The organism is Streptococcus sp. SN3 (assembly GCF_030439905.1).
In genome coordinates this window covers 1-16113 of record NZ_JAQFJF010000001.1, presented here as the reverse complement: position 1 = coordinate 16113, position 16113 = coordinate 1, and the positions used below count along the sequence as shown (strand labels likewise).

Annotated in this window: 8 protein-coding genes; all 8 read right to left on the bottom strand. The window is 49.1% G+C overall.

Features of this window, described 5'->3' with window-relative positions:
• Positions 1-8 precede the first annotated feature (8 nt).
• Entirely contained in the window at positions 9-2390 is a 2382-nt protein-coding gene (secA2, locus tag PCY71_RS00040) for an accessory Sec system translocase SecA2 (protein ID WP_048774459.1), read from the bottom strand.
• Positions 2383-2862 (bottom strand): accessory Sec system protein Asp3, encoded by a 480-nt coding sequence (gene asp3, locus PCY71_RS00035; protein ID WP_048774460.1) that lies wholly within the window; start codon positions 2860-2862, stop codon positions 2383-2385. Before asp3 ends, secA2 begins: the two co-directional genes overlap by 8 nt.
• The gene (gene asp2, locus PCY71_RS00030; RefSeq protein WP_048774461.1) at positions 2859-4388 is read right to left on the bottom strand and encodes an accessory Sec system protein Asp2; all 1530 of its coding nucleotides are present in this window, start codon (positions 4386-4388) and stop codon (positions 2859-2861) included. Before asp2 ends, asp3 begins: the two co-directional genes overlap by 4 nt.
• Complete coding sequence (gene asp1 / locus PCY71_RS00025) at positions 4378-5958, bottom strand: accessory Sec system protein Asp1 (RefSeq protein WP_048774462.1); 1581 nt, start codon at positions 5956-5958, stop codon at positions 4378-4380. The genes asp2 and asp1 overlap by 11 nt, the downstream gene beginning before the upstream one ends.
• 8 nt (positions 5959-5966) lie before the next feature.
• Positions 5967-7190: an accessory Sec system protein translocase subunit SecY2 gene (gene secY2, locus PCY71_RS00020; protein ID WP_002904185.1), complete on the bottom strand. Its 1224-nt coding sequence runs from the start codon at positions 7188-7190 to the stop codon at positions 5967-5969.
• Positions 7191-7222: 32 nt separating this feature from the next.
• On the bottom strand, positions 7223-8227 hold the full coding sequence (locus PCY71_RS00015) for a sugar transferase (RefSeq protein WP_032913545.1): 1005 nt from the start codon (positions 8225-8227) through the stop codon (positions 7223-7225).
• 22 nt (positions 8228-8249) lie between these two features.
• Positions 8250-11474, bottom strand: coding sequence for an SP_1767 family glycosyltransferase (locus PCY71_RS00010; protein WP_301412358.1), 3225 nt, complete (start codon positions 11472-11474; stop codon positions 8250-8252).
• A gap of 344 nt (positions 11475-11818) precedes the next feature.
• Positions 11819-16113: LPXTG cell wall anchor domain-containing protein (locus tag PCY71_RS00005; protein ID WP_301412449.1), on the bottom strand; the 4295-nt coding region annotated here is incomplete at its 5' end.

The following is a 16113-nucleotide window of genomic DNA, read 5'->3' as shown; positions in this document are numbered from 1 at the left end:
TCCTCGTCTTACGGGAAGTACATGATGACTTCTCCTTTAGGGTTGAGTGCCAATTCACTCATCAAAAGATTCTTGACAATCTGCTGTTTCATGCGCTCCTTCATATATTCAAAGCCATCGTAAGCCTCTTGATAATATTCTACCAGAGGATTTTTCATAGAGAAATGCTGACCGCTCAAGGCCGTCTTGAGTTGCTGCAGATAGTCCACCTGCTCGACCCAGTTCTCATCAATAGCCTTGAGAACGGACACCCGCTGAAAATGGGTGAATAGCTTGTCAGACTTGAGATAGGCTTTCTTTGCCTGCAATTCCTGCTCGGCAATATCCTGCAAGAGCTCTGCAATTTTCTCCGGCGAATAAATATCAAAATCATAAGGAATACGCTCAGCATGATAGCTGAAATGGTCTAAAATAAAGCGATAGAGGTCAGCTCGCGTCTCATAGGACTGCTCATAGGCCGCCTGATGAATGACCTGACTGAGGACACGGCTGATTTCTTCATCAATCCGCTCTTCAGCTTGAATCAGACGATTGCGCTCAGCATAGGTAATCTCCCGCTGAATCTTCATACACTGGGCATATTCCAACGTCATCCGACGGGACATCTTGGCACTGCTTTCGCTGGCTCTCTGGGCCTTAGCTACTAAGCGTCTAAAGCGGCGCTGTCCCAGCTGGACTGGATGCTGCTGAACTTCTTCAGTTGAATAGTCCTTGTAGAGCTTCTTGAGCCAATCTGGCCCCCACTTCCTGAGCAGATCATCCTCTAGCGAGACGAAAAACTTACTAATCCCCGGATCACCTTGGCGGCCTGAACGGCCACGAATCTGTAGGTCAATCCGCTGGTTCTCCATCCGCTCAGTACCAATCACCACGAGACCACCCAAATCAGCGACACCCGGTCCCAACTTTATATCCGTACCGCGGCCGGCCATGGATGTAGCCACCGTCACAGCACCTTTCTGCCCAGACTCTGCGATGATCTGCGCCTCACGCGCCGCATTGTTGGCATTGAGCAGATTGTGGGCGATGCCTTCTCTCAGCAGTAGGGAAGAGTAAATCTCTGACATCTCTACTGAGCCGGTGAAAATCAAGAGTGGATTGCCTTGAGCATGGTAGTGCTTGACCTCGTCTAGTGAAGCAAAGACTTTTTCTGGCAGAGTCTGATAAAGCTGGTCTGGCAAATCCTGTCGAATAACTGGCTGGTTGGTCGGGATCTTGATGACAGACATGGAGTAAGTCTCCATAAACTCGCTCTCCACCACCTTGCCGGTTCCAGTCATACCAGAGATTTTCCGGAAGAGCCGGAAGAGATTCTGATAGGTGATGGAAGCCATGGCCCGCGTTTCCTCCGTCAGCTTGACATGCTCCTTGGCCTCAATGGCCTGGTGCTGGCCTCCCTGAAGCCGGGTCATTTCCAGCAGACGGCCGGTTGCGCGGTCCAGAAGTACAACTTCTGCTTCTTTGTCACCCTGGCGGACAACATAGTCCTTATCCTTCTTGTAGAGCTTGTGGGCCCGCAAGGCTAGATTGAGGTGGCGGACCAACTCTTGATTTTCCTTGGAGAAAAGATGCTCCAAGTCAAGAAAAGACTCTGCCGCTAAAATACCTTTTGATGTCAGCCAGACTTCATTTTTCTCGTCATCGTAGTGGTAGTCCTCTTCTTCTTTCAAAGTCGTAATGAAGGTATCCATGATACTATAGAAGTTTGACTGAACCCGAGGAGCACCAGAGATAACCAAAGGTACCTGAGCGCTATCCAAGAGAATGGAGTCAATCTCGTCTATGATGACATAGTTGAAAGGACTAAGATATTGGCTATCCTTATTCTCTGCGAGATTCTCAATCAAATAGTCAAAGCCCAAGGCACTATTGGTCGTATAGACAATATCCGCTTGGTAAATCAGCCGCTTCTGCTTGGGCGTCAGCTTTTCAGTCTCATCAGCTAGCACCGCTGCCTCGATAGTCAACCCCAGAAAACGATAGACCTGCCCCATTTCCTGAGCGTCCCGCAGAGCCAGATAGGTATTGGTGGTCACCAGCATAGCTCCTTGACCAGATAAGGCATTAAGATAGAGCGGCATGGTAGCCGTCAGAGTCTTGCCCTCCCCTGTAGCCATCTCAGCGACATTGCCCTCATGGAGAACAATCGCCCCCATGACCTGCACATCGTAGGGAAACATGCCCAGCACCCGCTTGTCCGCTTCCCGCACCACAGCATAAGCCTCCGGCAGTAAGTCGTCTAAAGTCTCACCTGCGGTCAGTCTCTCCTTAAATTCCTGAGTTTTCTTCCGCAGCTCAGCATCTGACAAGCCAGCCATTTCTGACTCAAAGCTTTTGACTTTGGCTAAGATTTTCTTTAAGCGCTGAATTTGAAAATGATTTTTAATCATCAGACTCCTCTATGATTTGGTCAATGTTTAGGCAATGAAACTCTAAAGACTCAACTCCTGCACTCAGCAGCTGAATCTTATAGCTATAGGCTTCGTTTGGGTAGGTAAAGATCATACTCTCCGAACGCTCCACTTGATTGCTGATTTCTTTCTCATAGCGGTCAAAGAAGATGATTTTCAGAAAGACGCTGGATTCAGGATAGGTGGTCATATCTCTAGACAGGCAATAGCGAGCTCCCTTTTTGAGCAAGGGGAGAGCAGGCACCTGCCGGTCTCGCTGATAATTCCATTTGGAAGACCATTCATGGATGGTCTGGCCGGAGGCCATTAGTTTATTTTCAAAAAATATATGTGAAGGGGAATGAATAATAAGGGTAGTGCCATAAAGATAGGTAAAGTCAGTCATTTTACCAGCTGCCGAAACCCCTCTCAGCTCTCCCCAGTATATGCCCTTTCTTTTTTGAATCTTCATTTCTTTCTCCCAAATTCCTTTTCCAATATCATTCGATAATAATTCATAAACCAAGATATAGCTATAGTAGAGTCATCATTATGCCGACCAGGGACACCTCTGCTAATCAGCTTGGCCTCAGTCAGATGAAGAGCTGCCACCAGATTCTCATAGGCCGTCGGATCATAGTCTTCTTCTTTCATATAGGCGATACCAAAGATCGTCCGGCTGAAATCAGCCTTCTCAAACTTACGCCAGTAGCGGCGATTCAGCTCCTCTACATGCTCCTTATCTTTGCCACCCGTGTGACGGTGAAGGACATCTAGAGCCGTCGGAAAGACCTCGGGCAGGCGTAAACGGCCACGTTGGGCAATAGTTCCTAGATTTCCCAAGGGCTTGGACAAAACGATAGCCCGCGGACGAAACTCCGAACCGTAATAAACCGCACCATAGGTCCCCATCGACATGCCCGACAGGATTAGATCCCGCTCGGTAAAGCCCAGAAAGTCCAAATGCTCTTGGATAATCTTATGAATACTGCTCTCCAGCTCCTGACTGCCCAGATAGAACATACCGCCATCCACGCGCGGATCAGAAAACAAGAGAAAAGGACAGCCCAGACTCCGCATCATTCCGAAGCCCTCGAAGCCTTCCGCCCGACGGTAACCAGAGAAATAAACAGCCAAAGGCGGCTTCAAATCTCCCGGATAAAAGAAATAATTGATTTCCTGACGGTGGCTATCGCGAAAAATCTTCCCACCCAGAACATACTTGCCAAACTCAAAGCGGGTCAGGCGCTGATGCAGAGCGCCAACCTGAATCCGTCCCTCGCCTCTAGCCTCCAAACTGACTCCCAGATAGGAAGTAAAGTCATTGTCCAGAACCATGGATTCCCTCATGTCCTCTTCTGCGAAAACAGTCTCGCGAGCGATGTCCGCAGTCGAGCCTTCCTGGATATTATAGAGCCGCAACCTCAGCTCACAGCTGCCTGACTTTTCATATTCAAGCCAGAGTTCAACTGGATTGAACTTGTTGGCAATAATATTGTATTTCCATGACAGGATTGGCTGAAAGTCCTGACCAAAGTCCCCTTCCAGCTCTAGATTTTCATAGCCATTGTAGCAAATCTTGCCCCGAAATCCGGGGCTGACCACCATATCAAGCGGGGTCATCTTATCCCCATACTGGCCGGAAAAGAGAGCCTTTGACAGCTTGCGGAGCAGGTCAGCTCGATCGCTCATATCCGTTGGCTGAGCGCAGTGACGCTTGAGGAAGTACTCAATATCCGCTTCCTGGGTTTCCTGTTCCTGATCATAGAAAACAGTATAAGGAATAATCTTGGCCTCAATCATAAACAAATCTGGGATCCGACGCAAATCGTCTACCAGAATCGCATCAAACTTGCCAATCTTATCCATCTCCATGACCTTTTTGATAGCTAGATTGGAGTTGGGAAAGAAATAATACCAGTTCATATTGTCTGGAATAGCAAGCTCCTTGCTCCAGTCGCTTGAGCCAATCTGTAAGATTTTCAGCTTATTTTGCATTCTCAGCCTCCTTGAGCCACTGCTCCCACCGGCCAATCAGCTCCAGACCAGTATTATGATGGATTTTTTCAATAGAATAAATCAGGGCCTGATTCCAATTTTTCAAACCTTCCAAGTAATAGTCTGCAGCAGTAGGTAGATCAGAGATAGAGTCCAAGATATAGCCATTTTGCAGATGGGTCACATAGTCCGAGCCCACCATATTGATCTGCGGAATCCCGGCAGAAATCCCAGCAATCTGCGTATAGAGATTGGGCTGCTCACTCAGGTCGATGATTAACCGCGTATCATCCAGCTCCTGAATCAAGCTGAGCTCGTCTGTGATATTTTTAATGGTGAAACGGAGGTCCTGCTCCTGATTTTCCAGCAGGGCATTCTCAGCCTGCTCACTGCGCCGGTAGTTCTTGACAAATTCATATTGATTCAGATACTCATCAATAACCTCCTGCACCTTGGTCTCCACCTTTTGGATTCCTTCCTGCCAAGCATTGTAAACACCGATAGTCAGCTCCGTATCCGGATGCTTGGCCACATAGTGGAGAACCTTGAAGATAGCATAGTCATTAAGCCCTTCTTCCAGATTAATCTGATAAAAAATCTTGGATTCACGACGGCGTTGGCTCTTGCCCAGCTGCAGACGGGTATCAAAAGGCGACAGGTAATGCACCTTCTGAGCTTGTCCAGGCAGGTAGCGCTGAATAGCCTTCTTGAAGTCCATACGATCAGTCAAGACTAAATCCGCCTGCTGCAAATCTGCTTCTAAAGCCGGCCAATCCACTGTATGATTGCGCTCGTGGAAAAAGCTGAGAATGATTTGAACATTCTTGGGCAATAAGTTTAGAATAGCTTGAGTGTATAAAGGATGCGCTGCCAGCACAAACCGGCTGTCCGCTCCTGCATTGCACTCGATATAGTGGCCTAATTTCTCCAAGATCAAGTCCGGCATCCGCTCATACTCCAGCTTATCAAAGTCCAGTAAGTAAGCAGGGTTGACCTCTACCCGACCGTCGTCAGGCTTGAGATGCTCACGAATCCGCCAGTCACCATCCGGCTGCAGGTAGTCCTGATAAAGAGGCTGACCTGCTTCATAATAGGTGATACTGGAGACAAAGCCCCGATCATCAAAGATATAAAACTTCTCCAGCTGGTCATCCTTGAAAAACTTGATGAAGCTGATAAAGCCTTCTACTCCAAACTCGACATGGGCATAGAGCTGTCCCTGCCTGCGGACCATGATTAGAAAGGGCGTATAGACAAACTCGCAGTCTGGCTCCCAGTCCAGATCCTTGATTTGCAGTACTTGCATTTCTTTAGACTGGATTCCCTGAATCTCATCAAAGACCGAGTAATAGTCCGTCTCAAAAATATCCTGCCGATGCAAGAGGTAGCGGGCATGCGGCATATAGGCTGGCAAAAGCAGCTGGACTGGCAGATTTTCACTTTGGAAAATCCGAATCTGATGAATCGAGTCATCAAACTCCAATCGCTGCATAGAGCGGTACCAAGGGACAATATCCCGGTGCCAAACCCGATTCCCACTGCCACTCCATGAAGGAATAAAGTAATACATAGTTTCTCCTACAACAATGAACGATAGCGGTCATTAAGAGTCAAGGCCTCCACCTCGTCCTTAATAGAAAAGACCATCCCGATAAAAATCATAAAAATCCCCGGAATCATACTGAGCCGCAGATAGCGAATGTCCAGAAGGACCACCATCATAGGCAGGCCAGAGATCAGGATAAGATAGAAAGCCCCCACAATAGCAAAATAAGTCACCAAACCATTGATATAATGGCGGGTCGCTGCTCCGGGATAAACATTTTCGATATACTCTCCGCTCTTTTGCATCCGCTCAGCAATCTGGTCGCCACTGATATTGATAAAGGCGAAGGCCAGTGCCAAGATGAAAATAGTCAGCAGATAGAGGATAAACCAAGCTGGACTTCCCATAGACAACGCTTCTATCCACTGCTCAATCAACTGGTTTTCCGGCTGGAGAAAGTGGATAATCAAAAGGAAATACTGGGGAATGCTGACCAAGGTCATAGCGTACATAATCGGCATCCCACCAGCAGGATTCAGACGAATATCCAGATAAGAGTATTTCTTGAAACGGTTATGGATATTGATCTTATTGACTGGAATTCGGTACTTAGACCGTTCAACTGTAACAGCCAGATAGAGAAAGACTAGGCTGAAAACCAGCATCAAGGCCAGCCAAAGTGAAGAAATCTTCAGCTCCTGAATGGAGTTCCAAATATCCTGCGGAATGTAGGCAATCATGCTGGCCATGACAATCATGATGGAGCCGCCAAGTCCCATGGCAGCATTCAAATCCGTCAGCCAGATGAGAAAGTAAGTCCCAGCCATCAAGACCAAGGTATCTAAGACCATAATCGTAGTCATATCCACCCCACCTGCTTCTTGCAGTGGCAGGTTTAGAACCAGTGCTACTGACTGAATCAAGGCAATGACCAAGGTCAGCAGCATCCGCCGCCTTTCCTGCACTTCCAGAGGGAGCTTACTCAATCCTAGGCGCTTGGACACAGCAAACATCTGCCAGATCAGCATAGAGGACATCCAAGGAGACAGGCCGACAGAAAAGAGCGACATACTGCGCAGATTTCCCCCCATCAGGGCTGTCGCATAGTTCAAGGTCGTAGAGGTTCCGTCCATGGCAGCTGCCTTACTCATATCGATGAAAGGCAGGGTCAGCTTGGTTCCCAAGACATAGATAAATAAGAAAAATAAGGTCCACAGAAACTTCTTGATAATGACCGGTTTTAAAAATGACTTCACACTGACTCCTCATGACGATGGCTGGAAAGGCTCTAAGATAAGACTTCCATCACCGCATCTACTAAGACTTTTTTGCTAAAATAACCTTCCTTGAGCAGGAAAGAGAACTTTCTAACCCTCTCGACCATAGCCTGATACTCCTCGGCAGTCAGACTTTCAACGATCCGACTGGCCTCTTCCAGACTGTCTACGACAAGGCCCAGACCGCGCTCGCGAATCAGCTCTGCATTGGACAGGTAAGAAGGGACGATGACCGGAATCCCAGCTGCCAGATAGGTGGCAGATTTATGAGAGATATTGAGGCCGTAGTATTCCGGCTCGTCTGCTGGATTTTCCTCAACACCCCAGACCAGACCTAGACCGCCCTTGGACAGCTCCAAGAGCAACTCTGGACGGCTGACCCAGCCACGATAGCTGACATTGGCATCTGGATTTGATTCTTCCTCAGGCGAAAAAATCTCCAGCGGCGTAGCATAAGACCAGTTGCTCAGATGCGGAAAACGCTCCACACTTCCTGCAAAATACAGCTTAGGCGCAAACTGAGGCTGGTGCAGGGGCAAATCATAGGGATGATCCCACATGCGCTGAACTAAAATCTTGTCCACAGTCAGCCCCTCTGCCAGAAGTTTGTCCCGCATCTGCTCAGAAGGAACGATGACTACATCTGACTGATTGTACATGTCGATATACTCCGGCATCAGATAGTAGTTTGACGGGAACATCAGCGGCGGTACATCGTGGATAAAGGTCACCAGCTTGGCCTGCAAAATCTTCAGTTTGCTGATAAAGGCCTGGTCAAACTCCCGGCCATTCCAAGTCGGCGACTGATAGATAACCACATCGCCATAGCCCACACTAGCCATGATACCGTCCAGACGACGACTGAGCTCCGACTGGCTATCGCTGTAAATATCGTAAAAATAAAAACTCAGTTCATTGAAGCCCAGCTGCTTGGCTAGCTTGGTCACATCATTCTGGGCAATCAAAGCCGTACTCTGGCCAGACATACCGTATAGATTGGTAATATTAACTTTCATATTCATATTCTTTTTCTAATCTTCATTCCTGAGCCAGATTGGCAACAATCTGACTGTCATAAGCTTGGTCGTCTCTAAACTCAATATCTTGATCAAAGTTGTGCTCAGCTGTATGCTTGTGTGACAGCTTGACCTTGTGGCTAGCTCCCATCTGGAACCATTCATACTCTGAGTCAATATGCCCAATATCCAACGCTCTATAGCCTTCTTGAACCAGTTCATAGACCAAGACCTTAGCCGTCGGACCCAGCATGGTCAAAATCAGACGATTATCCGCATGCTCTCGAACTGCTTGCTTAATCGCCTCCAGTTTGCTGTAGGCATTGCGCGAAGGACAGATAATCCGCTTGATGGATTTAGCCCCGTCAAAGAGGTCATTGCCCACACCAGAGCGAGAAGTCAAGCCCTCTACGATCAAGAGGTCTTTGTCCTGCCAAAGCTGCTTAAGCTTTGCAAAATAGCCCGCAGACGGCGTCTTATCTTCCAAGTCAATATAAGGACGGGAAATAAAGGTCGATCCATACCAAGGTGCTCGGCAAATATTTTTATATTTCTCAAGAAAATGTGGCAAATGATTTAGACTCCAAAAATTTTGGGCATCAATGGAATAGCGCTCTAACCCTGTAAAGACATCGGGCAGACAAATCATCAAACGCTCATCGCTTTCCATAGACATAATCTCTCTCAAGCGCGCTGACAGTTCTGGATCAAAGTCCTGATAGACGATACTACGGCCCGCAACCAAATCCATCTCCCCATCTCCAAAACGAACCACTGAAGCACCTTTCTCCAAGAGATAATCCAGCGACTGGTTGATAGAGAGTACAGAAATCTGCCGCTCCTCAGGCTCGGCTAAGCCCAGCTTCTCAATAGCCTGCACCATGACTTCAGGGTTATCAGCTGGAAAGACTTCCTGCCCCTGCTGATCATGGGCTGTACTATCAAAGGCAAAGACTGGCTTGCCAGCAGACTTAAAGCGAGCAATAATGTCCCCTACCTCATCACCAGCATTGATATCCAGCAACAGCTGAGACTTGGTTTCCAGCGACTCCAAGAGAGCCGGAATGCCCGCTATATCTGAACTGACGCTGACATTAGGATACTGGAGCAGACGCGTGATTGGCTCTGCCACCATTACCGGTGCCGCGATGTAGAAATGACAGGCTGGCAGGGCTTGAATCAGATAGTTGATATGCATCAGGTCACAAGAGTAGGTGTAGACTAGGCAGGACAGACTTGAGCCCTCTTCCCCTTCCACCATCTTTTGAGTCAGGGCTCCGACTGGCTCCTGCATATCCGACCAATCCAGCCCCTGATAGAACCACCAAACCTCACGATAGATGGACTGGGTATACTCTTTCCAAGGCTTGCGCTCGGTCAGATAATGAATCACCGGCGGATAGAGACCTTTTTCAGGCTCATAGTCCGAAAAGGTCGTGTGCAGCGTAATGCAGTTATAAGCAAAAGGCAGCTCCAGCCAGCGGTTTTCAAAAAGCATATTGAGAATGCTTTGGTCATCCTGACTGACTTTATCATGTAGGTTATCAGTCATCTCAATCAATTGACCCGCAATATCATTTTCTCTCCAGTAGTTCACATTAATTAGTAAAACACCTGAATTAAAAATCTGCTCTCCAAAGTATACTTCTCCACCCAGATCTCTTACCGCTCCAAGCGGATAGGAACCTAAATCAACTGCAAAAATTTCTGATAAGTCACGTGTAACTACAATATCGCAATCCAAATAAAGAGCTTGATCTTCCTCTACAAAAGTAGCCGTAAAATATCTCAAAAAAACTGAATAATGGATATTTGTCTTATATTGACTAATATGACTGCCATCCACCCGAGCATTGACGATTTGGCAGTCCAGCTTGGCCAGCTTTTTCCGCATGCTGACAAACCACTCTGTCGGAAAATCACTGTTGATGACATAAAACTTGATAAAGCGATTGTGGCAGACGATGGACTTAATGGTGGTTAAGACCTGCTCACTATAGGCAGCATTAGCCGCCAGCACCACAGCCCGAAAGGCTTGCGGCTTCTCTTTTTTCATCAGACTGCGCAGCTTTCTCACCATCTCCTGAGGGTGCTCATGGGGATAGACCAGTTCTTCCTTTTCATTTTTCTTAGTATTGTCAAAAGCCAGAACTGGCTTGTCAAGCGCCTTGAAACGACTGCTCAGTTCATACTGCTCGTTCCCATGGTGAATATCCAAATAGACCTGGCACTTATCAATGAGCTCATCCAGCACTGCATGGATAACCTGCGGATAGAGATGGATATTTTCATAGCGATCCAAAGAACGCAGATAATCTCCCATATCTGTGTAACAGGCTATATAAAAATGAACGCTAGGCAGGGACTGGGCTAAAAACTCAATCTGCTCTAGCTCTTGCACATCTGTCAGGAGCATGCAGTTCAGAGCGACCTTCTCCAAACGGTCCTGCATCTCAAACTCTCCCCGATGATGGGCTAAAACATCCTCCAGACTCAAAGCCTGAAAGTCCCACCAAAGCTGACGGTACCGATAACTAATTTCCGAGTTCCAAGGCTTGCGGAAGGTGGTATAGTGGATAATCAGAGGTTCCTGGTCCAGCTCAAAATGACCATTCCAGCCGCTGTAAAAGGCCACCAAATCATGGCCTACCTGCAAATTGTAAATCTTATCCAAGGGCAGCCAATCCTGATCCAGCACATGATTTAGCACTGTCTGATCACCATTGAAATCCTCCATCTGGCCAGACTGGACCAAGCCCATGATGAGGTCCGTTTCCTTGATAAAGGTCTCCTGCAGCTGCCTTTCTTTCCATGCTCGATTATCAATTAGCAGAACTCCAGCATTAAAGCCATAACCTCCGGCATCTCCAACCGCTGCAACAAGCTTGCCTTCTAGAAAAATATCAAATAAAGGCTGCAAATCTCTATTGACCACCAGATCGCTGTCCAGATAAAGGACGCGCTCCTCTGCTACAAACTGCGGAATGAAATAGCGTGCATAGGCTGCTGAGCTGATATGGTTCTGAGTCAGCCACTCTGGACTTATAGTCACTTGGTCCAAGCTGATATTGACTAATTCACTGTCCAGCTGCTCGGCCAGCTCATTAAAATCACGAAACCATTCGTCACTCAATCCCTCATTGAAAACATAGATTTTTACATTTTTATTGTAATACAAAATCGACTTAATTGTAGTCGAAACTTGCTCCTGATAGGCCTGATCCCAAACCAAAACAATCGTTTTCATTTCTTCCCTTACTCTTTCATTTCATAAACTCTAAAACATCATTTCTATACTTGATATTATATAAAATATTGTCCAAAAAATCTATATTCTCAAGGATTTTCCTGCACAATAAAGAACACTTTTTTCTACTGAATTGTCAAAAAAACAGGAAGTTGTCAAAACTTCCTGTTTCTATTGCCTCTCGGTTTCTTTTTACTAGTTCCTAGTCTAGTATTTTAGTAAGCAAGCACCAGAAATCATGACATGATTTCCTTAATGGCTTGCGCTATTCATCACTTCCTCAACTCACTAACTGAGTGAAATTTCGACGGACTAAAAGATAAACTGATCGGCACTATTTACTGCTACTCCTCAGAGTCGCTTTTCTTTTTACGTCTCTTGAAGGCCAAGCCCAACGCTCCTAAGCCTAAAGCTAGGATGGAAGCCTTGCTCTCCGTCTCCCCTGTCTGAGGCAGACGACCTCTGGAAATCAGATCCAACTCAGACTGTCTTGCTGAAGCGGACAGACTTTCAGATATGCTCTGACTAGCTGATAGGCTCGTAGACAGGCTTTCCGATACAGACTGACTGACACGGGCAAGCTCGCTGAGGCTGACTACCGCTGACAGTGACTCACTTGTAGAAAGGCTTAATGAGTAGAATTCCTTCTCATGAACCAGATCCAGCTGACTATGCAATACTGAGGTGCTAGTGCTCAGTGAGGTAGACTCACTGATTGACTGAGAATCGCTAACCGAAGCACTTTCTGAACCAGACAGGCTAGCCGAAGTGCTTGCGGACTCACTCGCACTTACTGAAGCAGATATACTTGCCATCGCCAAGGCAGATGCACTTACTGAAGTGGATTCGCTGATTGATGCTGATTCGCTTGCACTTGCAGATACTGATGCACTCGTTGAGGCTGATTCACTTGCACTTACGGACGCACTTGTCGATGCGGACGTACTTGCAGATACAGAGGCACTCGTTGAGGCTGAGGTGCTTGCACTTAGGGACGCACTCGTTGAGGCTGAGGTGCTGGCGCTTACTGAAGCACTGGTCGACGCGGACGTACTTGCTGAAACTGACGCGCTAGTTGAGGCAGACTCGCTCGCTTTCGCAGATGAGCTAGTTGAAGCTGATTCACTTGCTGATACAGAGGCACTCGTTGAGGCTGATTCACTTGCTGATACAGAGGCACTCGTTGAGGCCGACGTACTTGCTGAAACTGACGCGCTAGTTGAGGCAGACTCGCTCGCTTTCGCAGATGAGCTAGTTGAAGCTGATTCACTTGCTGATACAGAGGCACTCGTTGAGGCTGATTCACTTGCACTCACGGATGCACTGGTTGAGGCCGACGTACTTGCAGACACTGACGCACTAGTAGACGCGGATTCACTTGCACTTACGGATGCGCTGGTCGACGCAGACGTGCTTGCGGATACTGATGCACTCGTTGAAGCTGAAGTACTTGCGCTTACTGAGGCGCTGGTTGAGGCCGACGTACTTGCAGATATTGACGCGCTTGTGGACGCTGAAGTACTTGCGCTTACAGACGCACTCGTCGACGCAGATGTACTTGCGGATACTGATGCACTGGTTGAGGCAGACGTACTTGCACTCACTGACGCACTCGTTGAGGCAGACGTGCTGGCACTTACTGATGCACTCGTGGAGGCAGACGTGCTTGCGGATACGGATGCGCTGGTTGAAGCGGACGTACTTGCACTTACTGACGCACTTGTTGAGGCAGACGTGCTGGCACTCACGGACGCACTCGTCGATGCGGACGTGCTTGCTGAAACGGACGCGCTGGTTGACGCAGATGTGCTGGCACTTACTGATGCGCTCGTCGATGCAGATTCACTCGCAGACACAGACGCGCTCGTTGAAGCCGACGTACTTGCACTCACTGACGCGCTAGCAGATGCTGACGTGCTGGCGCTCATTGACGCGCTCGTCGATGCCGATGTGCTGGCACTTACTGACGCACTGGTTGACGCGGACGTACTTGCAGATACAGATGCACTCGTGGAGGCTGATGTGCTGGCGCTCACTGACGCACTCGTGGAGGCTGAGGTACTTGCAGATACTGACGCACTGGTCGATGCTGACGTGCTGGCACTCATTGACGCGCTCGTCGATGCCGATGTGCTGGCACTTACTGACGCACTGGTTGACGCGGACGTGCTGGCACTTACTGACGCACTCGTGGAAGCAGACGTACTTGCGCTCACTGATGCGCTCGTCGATGCAGATGTGCTTGCAGATACTGACGCACTCGTGGAGGCTGAGGTACTTGCACTTACTGACGCACTCGTTGAAGCAGACGTGCTTGCAGATACTGACGCACTCGTGGAGGCTGACGTGCTGGCACTCACGGATGCACTCGTCGACGCGGACGTACTTGCGCTCACGGATGCGCTCGTTGAAGCAGACGTACTTGCGCTCACGGATGCACTGGTTGATGCGGATGTGCTTGCTGATACAGATGCACTCGTTGAAGCAGACGCACTTGCGCTCACTGAAGCACTCGTCGATGCGGACGTACTTGCTGATACTGAAGCACTCGTGGACGCAGACGTGCTGGCTGATACAGATGCACTGGTTGAGGCTGATTCACTTGCGCTCACTGATGCACTCGTGGATGCCGACGTGCTGGCGCTTACTGACGCACTCGTCGATGCGGACGTGCTGGCACTTACGGATGCACTTGTTGATGCAGACGTACTTGCGCTTACTGACGCACTCGTCGATGCGGACGTGCTGGCACTCACTGACGCACTTGTTGAAGCGGACGTACTTGCTGAAACTGACGCGCTGGTTGACGCGGATGTACTTGCGCTCACTGACGCACTTGTCGATGCTGAAGTGCTTGCACTTACGGATGCACTCGTTGAAGCAGAGGTACTTGCACTTACGGACGCACTCGTCGACGCGGACGTACTTGCAGATACAGATGCACTTGTCGATGCTGAAGTACTTGCAGATACAGATGCGCTCGTTGACGCAGAGGTACTTGCACTTACGGACGCACTCGTCGACGCTGAGGTACTTGCACTTACAGAAGCACTCGTCGATGCAGACGTACTTGCTGAAACTGATGCACTCGTCGATGCGGACGTACTTGCGGATACTGATGCACTGGTTGATGCGGATGTGCTTGCTGATACAGATGCACTCGTTGAAGCTGACGCACTTGCGCTCACTGACGCGCTAGTGGACGCTGACTCACTTGCTGAAACGGACGCACTTGTCGACGCTGAAGTACTTGCACTCACTGACGCGCTGGTTGAGGCAGATGTGCTGGCACTCACTGACGCACTCGTGGAGGCCGATGTACTTGCGCTTACTGACGCGCTCGTCAATGCTGAGGTACTTGCACTTACTGATGCGCTGGTTGACGCAGATGTACTTGCGGATACGGATGCGCTCGTTGAAGCCGATGTACTTGCACTCACTGACGCACTCGTTGATGCGGACGTACTTGCGCTTACTGATGCACTCGTTGAAGCAGACGTACTTGCGCTTACTGATGCACTCGTTGAAGCAGACGTACTTGCTGATACGGACGCACTTGTCGACGCGGATGTACTTGCTGAAACTGAGGCACTCGTTGAGGCTGAAGTACTTGCACTCACTGAGGCACTCGTTGAAGCAGACGTACTTGCACTTACTGACGCGCTCGTGGACGCTGAAGTACTTGCTGAAACTGATGCACTCGTTGAGGCTGAAGTACTTGCACTCACTGAGGCACTCGTCGACGCGGACGTGCTTGCTGAAACAGAGGCACTTGTTGATGCTGAGGTACTTGCGGATACGGATGCGCTCGTTGAAGCCGATGTACTTGCACTCACTGACGCACTCGTTGATGCGGATGTACTTGCGCTCACTGACGCGCTAGTAGATGCTGACGTGCTAGCAGATACAGACGCACTTGTCGATGCTGAGGTGCTTGCGCTCACTGACGCACTCGTGGAGGCCGATGTACTTGCGCTTACTGAGGCACTCGTTGACGCTGAGGTACTTGCAGATACGGATGCACTGGTTGAGGCGGACGTACTTGCAGATACGGATGCACTTGTTGACGCTGAGGTACTTGCACTCACTGACGCGCTAGTAGACGCAGACGTACTTGCACTTACAGACGCACTCGTGGACGCAGACGTACTTGCTGACACAGATGCACTTGTTGATGCTGACGTGCTGGCGCTCACTGACGCACTTGTTGATGCTGACGTGCTGGCGCTCACTGACGCACTTGTCGATGCTGAGGTACTTGCACTTACTGATGCGCTCGTTGACGCTGAGGTGCTTGCGCTTACTGAGGCACTCGTCGATGCGGACGTACTTGCGCTGACTGAAGCACTCGTCGACGCTGAGGTGCTTGCTGATACTGACGCACTCGTTGAAGCGGACGTACTTGCACTTGTTGAGGTGCTGGTTGAAGCTGAGGTACTTGCTGAGACAGACGCACTCGTCGATGCGGACGTGCTGGCGCTTACTGAGGCACTTACTGACGCGCTCGTTGAAGCGGACGTACTTGCACTTACTGACGCACTCGTGGAAGCCGATGTACTTGCGCTTACTGATGCGCTGGTTGACGCAGATGTGCTTGCTGAAACTGAGGCACTCGTCGACGCAGATGTGCTTGCACTCA